We start from the raw sequence: 14221 nt of genomic DNA, 5'->3' as shown, positions 1-14221 counted from the left end.
GCGTTCACAGGCTGAGGCCTGACGGGATGCCCCCGGTGGGGACCGACGTGGTCAGGGCGCCTTCCCGTTCAGGTTGTGCGACTCCGGCTGATCATCCCCATGATACGGTAGACCAGTTCTGCTGCGGCGTAGTCTGCGGCGTGAAATCCCGGAATCGGCGCGAGTTCCACAAGGTCGAAGGCGATCAGTTCCCGCTGGGCGCAGATCCACCCGAGAAGATCCAGGGTCTGGTACCACCCCAGCCCGCCGGGAACGGGTGTGCCCGTGGCGGGGCAGAGCGAGGGATCCAGCCCGTCCACGTCCAGGGTGAGGTAGACCCGGTGCGGGAAGTTTTCGGGGAAGGGAAACCGGGGAAAGGGGAACGGACTCGCTCCCGGCGGGACCAGGTCGGCACCGTCGTACCAGGTCAGGGATGGTCCGGCCTTCATCTTTCGGTAATCGGCCTCTTCGGTGCAGAGCGCCCGGACCCCCAGCTGAATCACGGGGATGCCAAGATCCTGGTGGATTCTTCGCATCACCGAGGCGTGGCTCAGGGTCGACCCCTCGTATTCCTGGCGAAGGTCCGCGTGGGCGTCTATCTGAATAACTCCCAGGGGGAACTCCTCCCCCGTGGTGTGTCGCAGGTGGTCCGCAACGGCCGCCACGGCCGGGGCGGTGATCGAGTGCTCTCCTCCCAGGAGCACCGGCACGGGGCGATCTCCGTGGGCGCCCAGGGCTTCGCCGATGGCCTGGCCGATGCGGGGGAGCACCTCCCGGGGTGTACCGCGGCAGTCCACCTCGGGCCAGGTGTGGATCCCCCCATCGCCGGGACAGCTCGTGCCGTCGTAGCGTTCCAGCTGGTCGCTGGCGGCGAGGATCGCCTCGGGACCCGCTGCGGTGCCTCCGCCGTAGGAAACGGTGGCTTCGAAGGGGGCGGGAATGATCTGGAAGAGGGCCTGTTCCGGAGGGGTCTGGGGGTACTCGCTCCCCAGAAAGGGGCGTACCGGGGGAAGGTGATCCTGTGACATGCGTGACTCCTTCAGGCGCCCGCCGGGTTAGCCCAGGCGGGCGCGAAAATCTTCATATCGGGGGAGGCGCACCACCTCCAGGGTCTGGTCCGATGAATCCCAAAGCGCGATCGCCGGCAGGGGCATTCCATTAAAGCTCGTTGTTTTTACCATGGTGTAGTGAGACATGTCGTCAAAGACGAGCCTGTCCCCCCTCTGCAGCGGCTCTGCGAAGGCGTAATCGCCGATCACATCCCCGGCCAGACAGGTTTGCCCCCCCAGGCGGTAGTGGTGGGGCCCCCCGGAGGTGCTTCCCCAGACCTCGGCCCGGTAGGGCATTTCCAGGGTGTCCGGCATATGCGCCGTGGCCGAGGTGTCCAGAATTGCCAGGGGCAGGCCGTTCCGGGGCAGATCCAGGACGGTGGTGACCAGGATTCCCGTGTGAATTACCGCGGCCTCTCCCGGTTCCAGCAGGACATCCAGGTTGTAGCGGTGACCGAGGCCGGTGATGAGGTTCTCCAGTAAAGCCCTGTTGTAGTCGGGTTTGGTGATATGGTGGCCCCCTCCCATGTTCAGGGACCGTATGGCGGGGCTTTTCAGGAGCTCCCCGAAGCGTGCTTCCAGGGCCTGCAGGGTTTCTTCCAGGGCTTCGGCCGAGTCTTCGCAGAGGGTGTGGAAATGAATTTCCGAGATTCCTTCGAGAGGATCGACCCCGCGCGCCTCGTGGTTTCTTCGCTGTCGTTCCAGCTCCCGGGCCGTTATGCCCAGGCGCGAGCCCGGGGCGCAGGGGTCATAGATCGCGACTTTCCCCAGGGAGCATTCGGGGTTCACCCGCAACCCGAAGACGAGGGGGCGTTTTTCCGCAGCGGTACGGCACCGGTCGCGGCTGGCAACCCACTGGTCAAGAGAGTTGAAGATGAGGTGGTCCGAGGTTTCCAGGAGCTCTTCCAGGTCCTCGCTGCGATAGGCCGGATTGAAGGTATGAACCGTGCAGGGCCGCAGGGGAAGTTCCCCCGGGAGGGCATCTCCCGCGGGGAGCGCTGCAAAATCTTCCCGGGCCAGGCGTGCCTCGTAGATGCCACTGGCGCAGGCCCCGTCCAGGTATCGCCGGAAGAGGGGAAAAACCTGGGGCAGGGCGAAGGCTTTCAGGGCCAGGAGGANCGATGCGCCGCTTCGNTCACCGAGATCCCGCAGGACCTGGAGGTTCCACCGCAGNGCCGCCCGGTCCACCACNTAGCAGGGCGATGGAACCGCTGCGGGGTCGAACCCCTGAAAGTAGGGTCGCCCCTCGACGGTGTAGGGGCGGGGGTCCCTGCGGGCAGAACGATCGCTCCCGGGGGTCACGGTGAGGACGGCCCCTGGTCGGTGTCCCCGTAGGGGATCGTCACCTGGGCGGGGTCCTGGACGGTCCAGGGGAGACCGTAGCGATTCAGGTCATCCATGAAGGGATCGGGGTTGAATTCCTCCATGTTCCACACGCCCGGTTTCATCCAGTGGCCCTGGAGCATCATCTTGGCACCGATCATGGCGGGGACCCCCGTGGTATAGCTGATGGCCTGGCTGCCCACCTCGCGGAACGCCTCCTGGTGATCGCAGATGTTGTAGACGTAGACGCAGTGGGGGGCGCCCTGGCGCAGCCCCTGGGCGATCACGCCNATGCAGGTTTTTCCCCGGGTGTCCTCGCCCAGGGAGGAGGGCTCGGGCAGAACGGCCTTGAGGAACTGCAACGGTACGATCTCCTGGCCCTGGTACTCCACGGGGTCGATCCGGGTCATGCCCACGTTTTGCAGAACCTGCAGGTGGGTAAGATAGTTCTCGGAGAAGCTCATCCAGAACTGGGCCTTTTTGAGGGTCGGGAAGTTCAGGGCAAGGCTCTCCAGCTCCTCGTGATACATGCGGTAGATCTGGTAGATTCCCACCCCTTCGGGGCAGGCGAAACGGGTGGAGCTGCTCATGGCCGGAGTCTCGCGGAAGGCGCCGTCCTCCCAGTGTCTGCAGGGAGCGGTGACCTCGCGGATGTTGATCTCGGGGTTGAAATTCGTGGCAAAGGCCTTGCCGTGGTCACCGCCGTTGACATCGACGATGTCCAGGTTGTGGAGTTCGTCCAGGGCGTGGCGGGCGATCCAGGAGGTAAAGACGTTGGTCACGCCCGGGTCGAANCCGCTCCCCAGGAGCGCCATGAGGCCAGCCTCGCGAAAGCGCTGGCGGTATTCCCACTGCCAGGAATACTCGAACCGCGCCGTCTCGCGGGGCTCGTAGTTGGCGGTATCCAGATAGTGGACCCCCGTTTTCAGGCAGGCCTCCATGATGGTCAGGTCCTGGTAGGGCAGGGCCACGTTAATTACCAGGTCCGGTTTTTCCCGCTCCAGCAGGGCCACCAGCTGCGGCACCTGATCGGCATCGACCGCCGCAGTCTTCAGGGACCGCCCCTGGCGTCTGCCGACGTCTTCGGCGATAGCCTCGCACTTTGAGAGGGTCCGGCTCGCCAGGGTGATCTCCTGGAATACCTCGGGCACCTGGGCGCACTTGTGGGCAACCACCTGACCGACACCACCCGCACCGATAATTACTACTTTTGCCATCTCTTCCTTCCTTTTCCCGGTCCTGTTCCGGTTCTGTTCCGGTTCTGTTCCGCTCCTACCGCTCGTAGTAGGTATAGCCTCTCATTCCCGTCTCGTAGGCCTGGAGGAGCGCCCGACGCTGGGCTACGGAGAGGCGCCCGTCGCGAACGGCCTGTTCAAGTTTCCGGCGGAAATTTTCTACCAGATCCTTGGGCTGGTATTCCACGTAACTCAAGACGTCGGCGATGGAATCCCCCTCGATCTCCCGGACAAACTCGAACCCTCCGTCGGAGTTGATCCGGACGCTCACCACGTGGGGATCCCCCAGGAGGTTGTGGAGATCCCCCAGGGTCTCCTGGTAGGCGCCAACGAGAAAGACTCCCAGGTAGTATTCCTCGTCGTCCCGGGGTTCGTGGAGGAGGATCGATTTCTGGATATCGTGGACCGCGCCGAAGGTATCGATCTTGCCGTCGGAGTCGCAGGTAATGTCAGCCAGAATCGCCTTCCGGCGGGGCTGTTCGTTGAGCCGGTGGATGGGCATCACCGGAAAGATCTGATCGATTGCCCACACGTCGGGCAGGCTCTGGAAGACCGAGAAGTTGCCGTAGTAGATGTCGTAGAGCCCCTCCTGGAGCCCCTCCAGGGCGCGGGGTACGCGTTTGACCTTTTTCAGAAGTTCGGCGATCTGGTGAATGATATCCATGAAGAGGTTGTCCGCCAGGGCGCGCTGGCGCAGGGTGATCTTGCCGTACTCGAACTCCTCCCGGATCTCCTCGCGGTAGTAGATCGCGTCGTTATAGCATTCCTGGAGGTTCCGCACCGAGAGCGTCCGGCGCACCTCGTACATATTGCGGATGCTCTCGGGGGCGTCGTCGGGCTCGGTTTCCGGAAAGCGCCCCGGGGTGTACTGGGTGACGTCCAGAATATTGAAGAGAAGGATCGAGCAATAGGAGACGGTTGCCCGGCCGCTCTCGGTGATCACCGTGGGGTGGGATACGTTCCGTTCGTCGAGAACGCTCATCAGGACTTCCACCACGTCGGCGGTATATTCGTCGAGGCTGTAGTTCTTGCTGTGAACAAAGTTGGTCTTGCTGCCATCGTAGTCCACGGCCAGCCCGCCCCCCAGGTCGAGGTATCCCATGGGGGCCCCTTCCCGGACCATATCGGCGTAGTACCGGGCGGTCTCGCGGACGGCGGTTCTGATATCGCGGATATTGGGAATCTGGCTGCCCAGGTGGTAGTGGAGCAATTGCAGGCAGTGCAGCATATCGTGCTGCTTCAGCCGGTCCATGACATCCACCACCTGGCTGGTGGTGAGGCCGAAGATCGAATTGTCCCCGCCCGAATCCTGCCAGTGGCCACCTCCCCGGCTCGAGAGCTTGATCCTCACCCCGATGAGAGGCTCTATCCCCAGGGCCTCGCTCCGTTCGAGGATGATGGGCAGCTCCGTGGGCGTCTCGATCACGAAGAAGACCTTGTAGCCCATGCGGGTTGTCTGGAGCCCCAGGTCGATGAACTCCGGGTCCTTGTAGCCGTTGCAGACGATGAGACTGTCCGTGGACTGGATCATGGAGAGGGCAATCATGAGTTCACCCTTGCTTCCTGCTTCCAGGCCGTGGTTAAAGCGGCTCCCGAAGCGGGTGATCTCCTCGATGATCTGGGCCTGCTGGTTTACCTTGATGGGAAAGACCCCCTGGTAGGAACCGGTGTAGCCCGAATCTTTCATGGCCTGGGAGAAACTCTCGTTCAGACGGGTTATCTGCTGGTCCAGAAGGTTNTCTATTCGCAGNAGCAGGGGCATCCCCAGCCCGCGGGCCTCCACGCCCCGGATGATATCGAGAAGGCTTGTTTCTGCCTGCTCCGTCCCCGTGGAGGTCCGGACCACTACCTCGCCGCTGGAGGAGAGGTCGAAATAGCCCGCTCCCCATTCCTTGATCCCGTAGGTATTTGCTGCATCGGCAATCGACCAGCGCTTGAGCATCTCCTGCATTATGCTGAAAGCATAGCAAAAAAAGCCTGTTCTGTCTTCGCCTTTCAGCGGGAGGACCCCGATTTGGCCTTCCCGATCTTCTGGACTGGTCTTCTGGGCTGGTCCTCTGCACCGATCTTCTGTACCGGTGTGCCGGGGGCTCTCGGTCTGCCGAAGCACGGTGGCTCGTCGGGGTGTGGTGTTTTACCGGGGGCGACTTGTCTTGCCGGGGCAGTCGCGGTACAACTAGGACCATGGAAGACAGGACCACGGAAGAAAAGAGGAATCCTCTGGCGGGGGCGGTGGCGCAGGAGCTGGGCCTTGACCCCTCGGCGGTGGCGGGGGCGCTGGCGCTGATCGCCGAGGGTGCTACCATCCCCTTTATCGCGCGGTACCGCAAGGAACGGACCCGGGGTCTGGACGAGGTCCAGCTTCGGGCGCTGGCCGATTGCGCTGAACGACGGGAGGCTCTGGAGAAACGCCGCGAGACGATCCTCGCCACAATCCGGGAACAGGCACAGCGGGAGCAGAGACCGCTCGACCCGCTTCTGGAACNGGCGGTCAGGGAGGCTGGAGACCTGGCGACCCTGGAGGACCTCTANCTGCCCTATCGCCCGCGCCGGAAAACCCGGGCCGACCAGGCCCGTCAGGCGGGGCTGGAGCCCCTGGCCGAGGCGCTCCTGCGCGATGGGTCGGCTCCGGCCAGTGAGCTGGCGGCCTCCTTCCGGGGGAGCTCGCTGGAGGATCCCCGGGATCGCCTGGCCGGTGCGGAGGACCTTCTCGCCGAGGGCTGTTCGGCGGACCCCGAACTCCGGGCCCGGCTGCGGCGGCTCTTTGTCCGCCAGGCGGCGCTCGAAAGNTGTCGGGCCACCCCCAAATCTCCGGCACAATCCACCCCCAAATCTACCAAAAAATCGGCCGATTCCCGGGAGGAGCAGTATCGCGACTATTACTCCTGGCGCGAGCCGGCCCGGGCGTGCCCCGCCCACCGCGTTCTGGCGATCTTCCGGGGCGAAGCCGAGGGAGCTCTCAAAGTTTCGGTGCGCCCCCCCGAGGACGCCGCGCTGAGAGAGGTGGAACGGGNCCTCACGGCCCGGGCCTCCGTAGCAGCGCGGGAACGGCAGGAACTCTTCCAGCGCGTGGCCCGCGATGCCTACCGAAGGCTTCTGGGCCCCTCGCTGGAGAAGGAGGCCAGGAAGGCGCTGCGCGAGCGGGCCGAGGAAGAATCGACAGCGGTGTTTGCGGCGAATCTCCGGGACATGCTCCTGGCGCCTCCCCTGGGAGAGCGCCCCGTTCTGGCCGTGGACCCGGGGTTTCGCACGGGGAGCAAGGTTGTTGCCCTGGACGGAACGGGCACGGTCCTGGAATACACCACGGTCTATCCCCTGCCGCCCCAGGAGCGGGTCAGCGATGCTGCGGCCACCCTGCGAGGTCTGGTGCACCGTCACGGAGCACAGGCTGTGGCGATCGGGAACGGCACGGGCGGCCGGGAGATGGAACAGTTTCTTCGCTCCCTGGACCTGCGAGACCTCAGGGGAGAACTCCTGCCGCTGGTCCGGGTGAACGAGGCCGGAGCATCGGTCTATTCTGCCTCGCCCCAGGCCAGGGAGGAGATGCCCGACCTGGACGTGACGATCCGGGGTGCCGTCTCGATCGGGAGAAGACTTCAGGATCCCCTCTCGGAACTGGTCAAGATCGACCCCGCCGCCGTGGGGGTGGGGCAGTACCAGCACGACATCGACCCGGGCCGGCTGCAGGAGGCCCTGGGGAGAACCCTCGAGTCCTGTGTGAACGCCGTGGGAGTGGAAATCAACACCGCCGGGCCGGCCCTGCTGGCCCGGGTATCCGGGCTCGGGCCAACCCTGGCCAGGGCGATCGTCAGACACAGAACGGAAAAGGGGCCGTTTCCCGGAAGATCCACGATCCGCGATGTTCCCGGTATCGGTCCCCGGACGTGGGAGCAGGCCGTGGGGTTCCTGCGCTGTCGCACCTCGTCCAATCCCCTGGATCGAACGGGGATACACCCCGAGCGTTATCCCCTGGTGGAGCGGATGGCTCGCGAGAGGGGGTGCAGTCTGGACGACTTCTGTGGCGACCCCTCCCTGCGCGAGGGACTGAACCCCGGGGAATACGCCCGNGAGGCAGGCGCCTATACCGTAGCCGATATCCTGGCCGAGCTCGCCGTGCCNGGACGTGATCCGCGCGAGACCTTCGAAGNGGTCCCCTTCCGGGAGGATGTGCGGGAGGTGGCTGACCTCTCGCCGGGGATGGTCCTCCCGGGGGTGGTAACCAACGTCACCCGCTTTGGCGCCTTCGTCGATATCGGCGTGCATCGGGACGGGCTCATTCACCTGCGCCACCTGGCAGACCATTACGTCCGGGACCCCCGCGATGTGGTCAGGGTGGGGCAGGTTCTGGAGGTGGAGGTTCTGGCCGTGGACAGGCAGCGCCAGAGGATCGAACTGAANCGGCAATCCCCCGGCGGGAGCCGAAAGGAGACCCCATGAGCGCAGCCGCACCCGGAAGCTTCGATGAGCTCACACCGCACGTGGTAACCATGGCCGTGGAGGCCTTCTTCCCGTTCTCCCTGGATGGAACGGTGGAGCCCTACGCCAGTTACGTAAACCGCGTCTACGGACTCCGTTCCGACGAGGGGGAGCCCCTGGTGGCGAAGTTCTACCGGCCCGGACGGTGGAGCCGGGAGGCGATCCTGGAGGAACACCGNTTTCTCGCTGATCTGGCCCTCCGGGATGTGCCCGTGGTGGCTCCCCGGGCCGACTCCGAGGGGGACACGCTTTTCGAGATCGAGATCGAGATCGAGGTCGAGCCCGAGCCCGGCCAGAGGGGGAGCTGCGACGAANCGGCCGGTGAAGAGGCTGCCCCTCGGGGGACCAGAACGTTCCTCTTCGCGCTCTTTCCCCGGCGGGGCGGACGCAGTTTCGACGCCGAGGCNGACCAGGACTGGTTCCGTCTGGGGTCCATCGTGGGGCGGATGCACGCCGTAGCCGCCGGTGAAGAGGCGCCGCAGCGTGTCCTCCTGGACCCCCGAAAGTGGACAGGGGCCTACGCCGGGGAACTCCTGCGGGAAGGGGTTGTCCACGGAGGGTGTGCCGCCGAGTTCGACGAGGTGGTTCAGTCGGCACTGGAACGGATTCAGCCTCTCTTTGAGGGAGTCCCTCTCCACCGTCTCCACGGCGACTGTCATCGCGGCAATATTCTGGATCGGCCCGGTGAAGGGCTTCTGCTGATCGATTTCGACGATATGATGACCGGCCCCGCCGTACAGGACCTCTGGCTGCTCCTGCCCGATCACGTTCAGGAGGCGCGGCGCGAACTGGAGCTGCTCCTGGAGGGGTACGAGCAGTTCCGCCCCTTCCGGCGGGAGCAGATCGAGCTGGTGGAGCCCCTGCGGTTCATGCGGATGATCCACTTCCTGGCCTGGCGGGCCCGGCAACGCCACGACTACTGGTTCCGGGGGAACTTCCCCGACTGGGGCAACGAGGCGTTCTGGATCAAGGAGATCGAGGATCTCCGGGAGCAGAGCCGCTACTTCTGATCAGCCCTCCCAGGGGGGAGTGGCGGGNAGGGCCTCCTCAAAGCGCCGGTGGAGCTCCCGGGCGTAGCCCCCCGCGAAGGCCCCCCGAAAGAACCGGGGCAGCCCCTCGTGAAGAAACTCCTCCCACGAATCCTCCTCCGCCCCCGGTATGACGGGGAAAAAGAGAACCCCCGTGGCCGTGGCAGCGGCGAGGTCGCCGGGGGCATCGCCCGTCAGGAGAACTCGATCCCCCGGCAGGGAGGTCTGCTGCAGAAGACACCGAAGATGGTCTTCCTTGGTGCCGTCCTCCTGGGAGAAGATCCCCTCGGTCAGGTCCAGGAGACCGTGGGCACCCCAGTCCCGGCGGAGGGCGTTCCCGGGAGCCTGGGAGACCACCCGGACCCGGGCTCCCTCTCTTGCCCTGGCAACGGCCCGGGCTGCNAGGGGGAAGGGTTGGGGCGATCCCTCCAGAAGCCGGCGGTTCACGTCCAGGGACCAGGCCAGGACGTTTTTCAGTTCTTCGCTACCGGATCGCCCGATCTCCTCCTCCAGGGAGGCGTTGCTCAGGTGACGGGCTCCGGNGATCCAGCTGTCCAGGTCCGGTGAGGGAGGGATGGTGCCGGTCCGTTCTGCCCCGACTCCTTCGCCGGCGAACCTGGCCCGGGCCAGATCCAGGGAGAGCTTGAGCCCCCTGAAACGGTTGATCCCNCGGGTTGTGCTGTAGAGATTCACAAACTCCCAGATCTCGCGAGCCTGGAGGGGAAGATCCTGGAGTCCAAAAAAATCGATGAAGGAGGGAACAAAGCAGGCCTTGTGCTTGAACTCCATGTTGTCAAAAACGCAGCCATCGGAATCGAAGGCTACCAGGTAATCATCTGAGGTCATGGGCCGATTGTACCACGAGCTGTTCCGTTCGGGACATANCAGGCGGGGCCGGAAGAACTGTGCAGAGGATAATAATTCTGGTAGGGTCGGGGCGTTATGTTCGGTACAGCCCTTGTTCCAATCAATTTTCGTGAATCCCNTNCCCGGTTGCGGGGCCTTGTTTCCTTCCTCGGGAAATTCGGAACGGGTCGGCTCATCCTGCTCCACGTTACCTCGGGGCAGCAGCGCGACCGCCTGGAGAGGCGACTCGAGGAGCTCCGGGAGCAGCTTCGGGAGACCCTGGAGGCTTCGCACCTGGAGTGTGAGATCCNTCTCTCCTCGGGCTCGCCCCCCTCCGAGGTCTGCCGGGTCGCCCGGGAAGCAGAGGCCGACTATATCGCGCTCCCCTGGAGACGGAAGAACTGGCTCCAGCGGACCCTGGCGGGGAGCTTCTCCAGGGACCTGATCCGCCTCAGCGATCTTCCCCTCTTTTTGTATAAGGGAGGTGGCTACGGCTCCTGGGGNGAGTCTCCCCGGGAGGCCTTNGTTGTGCTCTACGCCACGGCNCTGCAGATTCAGGACGAGCACGTTCTGCCCCTCCTCTCCTGGCCCCGCCTGCAGGTGGACCGCCTGGTCCTGGTCCACGCCGGACCCAGGGCGCCGGACCCGGTCGCAGAGCATCGNCGGGATCAGGAGGTCTCCCGNAGACTCGTCTCGCTGGCGCGGAACTGCGAGGTCCCGGGGCGTCTTGTGGATACCCGCAGCGTCACCGGCAAGGCCCGGCGGGAGATCCTGCGTATCGCCCGTCAGGAGGGCGCGCGCATGCTGGTGGTCGGAAAATCGGAGAAACGGCGCGGCCTTGCCGGTATGGTGGGGTCTGTGGCTGAATCGGTCGCCTACGACGCCCGCCAGTCGGTGCTCATCGTCGGTGCACCCCGTGGTTTTGCCGCTCCGGCAGATCCTGTGTCTTCGGGGGGCTCTGCATTCCCGGCAGATTCCGCATCCCCGGCAGATCCTTCATCCCCGGGAGATTCCGCATCCCCGAGAAAGGAGACCGATCGTGCGTAACGGTGTTTTTGTCACCAGCCTGGTGCTGGTACTGCTCTTTGTGGCGGCCGGTATCTTCCTGCCCGGTGAGATGGACCTCTTCTCGGCGGCGGTTCACGGCTGGATCATCGAGCATGTGGGGTGGGCCTACCTTCTCTCGGCCTTTCTCTTTCTGGTCTTTTCCCTGGGCCTGGCCCTCAGCCCGTTCGGCTCGATCCGTCTGGGTGCCGACACCGAGAAGCCCCAGTACAGCTATTTTGGCTGGTTCAGCATGCTGTTTGCGGCGGGAATGGGGATCGGCCTGATCTTCTGGGGTGTGGCAGAGCCCATGAGCCACTATCTGAACCCTCCTGAACATATCGCGGGATCATCGGCCGAGGCTGCGGCCTTCGCCATGCGCTACAGCTTCTTTCACTGGGGAGTACACCCCTGGGCGATTTATATCGTCATGAGCCTCTCGATCGCCTACTTCTCCTTCCGCCGGGGGATGCCTCCCCTGATATCGAGCTGTTTCTACCCGCTCCTGGGAGACCGGATCCAGGGCCTCTGGGGGCAGGCGATCGATACGCTGGCCGTCATCGCCACGGTCTTCGGGATCGTCACCAGTCTCGGTCTGGGGGCATTGCAGATCACCGACGGGGTGGGGAGCATTCTGCCCCTTCCCCCGGGGCTGGGGACCACCCTGGTGATTATCGCCGTGGTGACGGTGCTCTACATGATTTCCAGCATGACCGGCCTGGACAAGGGGATCCAGCTCCTGAGCCGGACCAACGTCTTTCTGGCGGTGGCGCTCCTGCTCTTTGTGCTGGTGGTGGGCCCCTCGTCGTACATCCTGAATATTTTTACCACCACCCTGGGGGGGTATCTCTCGGGACTCCTCGAGATGAGCCTCAGCACCAACCCCTTCGAGGGGTACGGCTGGACCAGATCCTGGACGCTGTTCTACTGGGCCTGGTGGATATCCTGGTCTCCCTTCGTGGGGCTCTTTGTGGCGAGTATCTCCCGGGGGCGCACGATCAGGGAGTTTGTTCTGGGGGCGATCCTGGTGCCCACGCTCCTGACCTTTCTCTGGTTCGCCACCTTCGGGGGAACGGCCTTTGCCGTGGCGCGCTACGACGATCCCGGTTTTGCCACCCGGGCGGTGGAGGAGGTCTCGTCGGCCCTCTTTGTCCTCTTTGAGTACCTGCCCCTCTCTCCGGTTCTGACCGTGCTGGCGCTGGTGCTTCTGACGGTGTTTTTTGTCACCTCCGCCGACTCGGCCACCTTTGTGTTGGCCATGATGACCTCCCGGGGAAGTCTCTCACCTCCGGCAGGAAAAAAACTTCTCTGGGGGGCGGTTCAGTCGACCGCCGCTGCGGTGCTCCTGCTCTCGGGGGGGCTCGACGCGCTTCAGAGAATGGCCATCGTGGCAGCCTTACCCTTTACGGTGGTGATGCTCTTTATGGCGGCGAGCCTCTACAAGGGGATGCACTACGAGATGTACCGGGAAGGGAGCCCCGGGAAATGACCCCCTCCCGGGCGGGCCTGGCCGGCGTGGGCGTCCTGGTCGGCCTCTGGTGGGTCGGGTCGGCGCTGGTAGGCAGGGAGATTCTTCTCCCCTCACCACCNCTGGTCTTTCAGGTGCTGCGGGAGATTCTGGCCGATTCCTCCTTTCTCCCGACCCTGGCGGCCTCGATCTTCCGCTGGCTTCTGGGGTGGGTCATCTCCCTGGCGGGGGCGGTATGTCTGGGCTCCCTGGCCTCGCCGAGGCCGGGGCTGGCCCGATTCCTCCGTCCNGGCATGGTGACCGTCAGATCCGTGCCGGTGGTTTCGGTGATTCTGCTGGCTCTGATCTGGCTCCCCCTTGACGGTGTGCCGGTCTTTGTTTCCCTCCTGGTGTCGCTTCCTCTGCTTTATCAGGGAGTTCTCGACGGTCTCCGTTCGGTGGATCGCGACCTTCTNGACATGGGCCGGCTCTTCAGGGTTTCCCTGCCGGGAAGAATCCGGCATATCCATCTTCCCGGTGCATCACCGGTGATTCTCTCGGCAGCGATCAGTGCCGCCGGAATGAGCTGGAAGGCCGTTATCGCCGCCGAGGTGCTGAGTCAGCCCCGGCTGGCCCTGGGAACATCCATGCACGTGGCCAAGCTCTATCTGGAGACCCCCAGGGTGATCGCCTGGACGATTATCGCGGTGATCACGGCAGCTCTGGTTGACGGGGCGCTGGCCCTTCTGGAGCGGCATCTCACGGCGTGGCGGGACGGTTCGCACGGCCGCGGGGCCGGTGCCCCCCTGAAGGGCCCTGCGCCGGAGGCAACCCGGCAGGACGCCACGCGACAGGACGCAGCCCGGCAGGAACCGCTCGCGGTGGGAAAACTGGAAGAACAGTTTCCCCTGCTTTTTTCCTCCCCCGGTCAGGCCACAGCGCCCCCCGGTGAATATCCCGACGGGGCAGTCGGGCAAGGCGGGATAACCGGGGAAGGGGAGGCCCCTGCGGGGATCGCCCTCAGGTCGGTCTCCTTCTCGTTTCCCGGGGTCCCGATCTTCGAGAACTTCGATCTGGAGATCGGGCAGGGGAGCATCACGGCGATTCTGGGGCGGTCGGGGTCGGGAAAGACCACGTTGCTCCGTCTTGTGGCCGGAGACCTCCCCGTNTCGGGGGGGGCTATCACCGTCGGGGGGAGCTGCCCCGGGGCTCCCTGGCGTCCCCGGGCGGGCTTTGTCTTCCAGGAACCCCGCCTGCTCCCCTGGCGTTCCGTTCTGGACAACCTTCTTCTGGTAATTCCCCGATACCGGGGGCGCGGCTCACCGGGCGAGCTCCGCAGGCAGGTCACGGCGTTTCTGGGAACGCTCCGTCTTCCCCGGTCGGGGGCCTATCCGGGATCGCTCAGTGGGGGGATGAAACAGCGGGTAAACCTTACCCGGGCCTTCCTGCACGGGGCACCCCTGATCTGTCTCGATGAACCTTTGGCAAACCAGGACGCCGCCACCAGGGATGAACTTCGATCCCTGATCAGGGAGCTCTGGAGGATCACCAGACCCACCATGGTGATGGTTACGCACAGCCGCCAGGAGGCTCTGGACCTGGCTGACCGGATTATCGTCCTGGCCGACCGGCATCCCACAAGAATAATCGGTGATTTTTATATAAAGGATATAACAGCCGATCAACGCGGGAAAGTGGTGCAACAGATCAGCAAGCTTCTGCAAGATACGTGAAATAAAAGAAGTTATTGTGCTTGATGTAACAATAAATGAATGGTATTATCCCTTGACACAT

At 64.3% G+C, this 14221-nt stretch carries 9 protein-coding genes; 5 read left to right on the top strand and 4 right to left on the bottom strand.

Annotated features, from left to right (window positions below; all coding sequences use genetic code 11):
• Positions 1–68 precede the first annotated feature (68 nt).
• The 4 genes from B071_RS0104220 to speA form a co-directional block, all read right to left on the bottom strand.
• A complete protein-coding gene (locus B071_RS0104220; RefSeq protein WP_018525859.1) occupies positions 69–1007 on the bottom strand; it encodes an agmatinase family protein in 939 nt (312 codons plus the stop codon).
• A gap of 27 nt (positions 1008–1034) precedes the next feature.
• On the bottom strand, positions 1035–1817 hold the full coding sequence (locus B071_RS20440) for a type III PLP-dependent enzyme domain-containing protein (protein ID WP_438829561.1): 783 nt from the start codon (positions 1815–1817) through the stop codon (positions 1035–1037).
• Positions 1818–2326: 509 nt separating this feature from the next.
• Positions 2327–3568: a saccharopine dehydrogenase family protein gene (locus tag B071_RS0104210; RefSeq protein WP_018525857.1), complete on the bottom strand. Its 1242-nt coding sequence runs from the start codon at positions 3566–3568 to the stop codon at positions 2327–2329.
• A 55-nt stretch (positions 3569–3623) separates the two neighbouring features.
• On the bottom strand, positions 3624–5528 hold the full coding sequence (speA, locus tag B071_RS0104205; RefSeq protein WP_018525856.1) for a biosynthetic arginine decarboxylase: 1905 nt from the start codon (positions 5526–5528) through the stop codon (positions 3624–3626).
• Positions 5529–5770: 242 nt separating this feature from the next.
• Here speA and B071_RS0104200 point away from each other — a divergent pair, with 242 nt between their 5' ends.
• From B071_RS0104200 to B071_RS18215, 5 genes are all read left to right on the top strand, one after another.
• The gene (locus B071_RS0104200) at positions 5771–8023 is read left to right on the top strand and encodes a Tex-like N-terminal domain-containing protein (RefSeq protein ID WP_018525855.1); all 2253 of its coding nucleotides are present in this window, start codon (positions 5771–5773) and stop codon (positions 8021–8023) included.
• Positions 8020–9072 carry a serine/threonine protein kinase gene (locus B071_RS0104195; protein ID WP_018525854.1) on the top strand — a complete coding sequence of 351 codons (1053 nt, stop codon included), beginning with the start codon at positions 8020–8022 and terminating at the stop codon, positions 9070–9072. Before B071_RS0104200 ends, B071_RS0104195 begins: the two co-directional genes overlap by 4 nt.
• A 960-nt stretch (positions 9073–10032) precedes the next feature.
• A complete protein-coding gene (locus tag B071_RS0104185) occupies positions 10033–10983 on the top strand; it encodes a universal stress protein (RefSeq protein ID WP_018525852.1) in 951 nt (316 codons plus the stop codon).
• Positions 10976–12469 carry a BCCT family transporter gene (locus B071_RS0104180; RefSeq protein ID WP_018525851.1) on the top strand — a complete coding sequence of 498 codons (1494 nt, stop codon included), beginning with the start codon at positions 10976–10978 and terminating at the stop codon, positions 12467–12469. Before B071_RS0104185 ends, B071_RS0104180 begins: the two co-directional genes overlap by 8 nt.
• The gene (locus B071_RS18215; RefSeq protein WP_018525850.1) at positions 12466–14160 is read left to right on the top strand and encodes an ATP-binding cassette domain-containing protein; all 1695 of its coding nucleotides are present in this window, start codon (positions 12466–12468) and stop codon (positions 14158–14160) included. Before B071_RS0104180 ends, B071_RS18215 begins: the two co-directional genes overlap by 4 nt.
• Positions 14161–14221: the final 61 nt, after the last annotated feature.

This window comes from Alkalispirochaeta alkalica DSM 8900, from assembly GCF_000373545.1.
In the GTDB taxonomy this organism is placed as follows: domain Bacteria; phylum Spirochaetota; class Spirochaetia; order DSM-27196; family Alkalispirochaetaceae; genus Alkalispirochaeta; species Alkalispirochaeta alkalica.
The sequence above is the reverse complement of the archived record's forward strand: the minus strand, read 5'-3'. Positions and strand labels throughout refer to the sequence as shown.

Bases quoted from the DNA above. Each gene is read 5' to 3' on its own strand.
- B071_RS0104220 (WP_018525859.1), bottom strand. From the start codon at position 1,007: ATGTCACAGGATCACCTTCCCCCGGTACGCCCCTTTCTGGGGAGCGAG.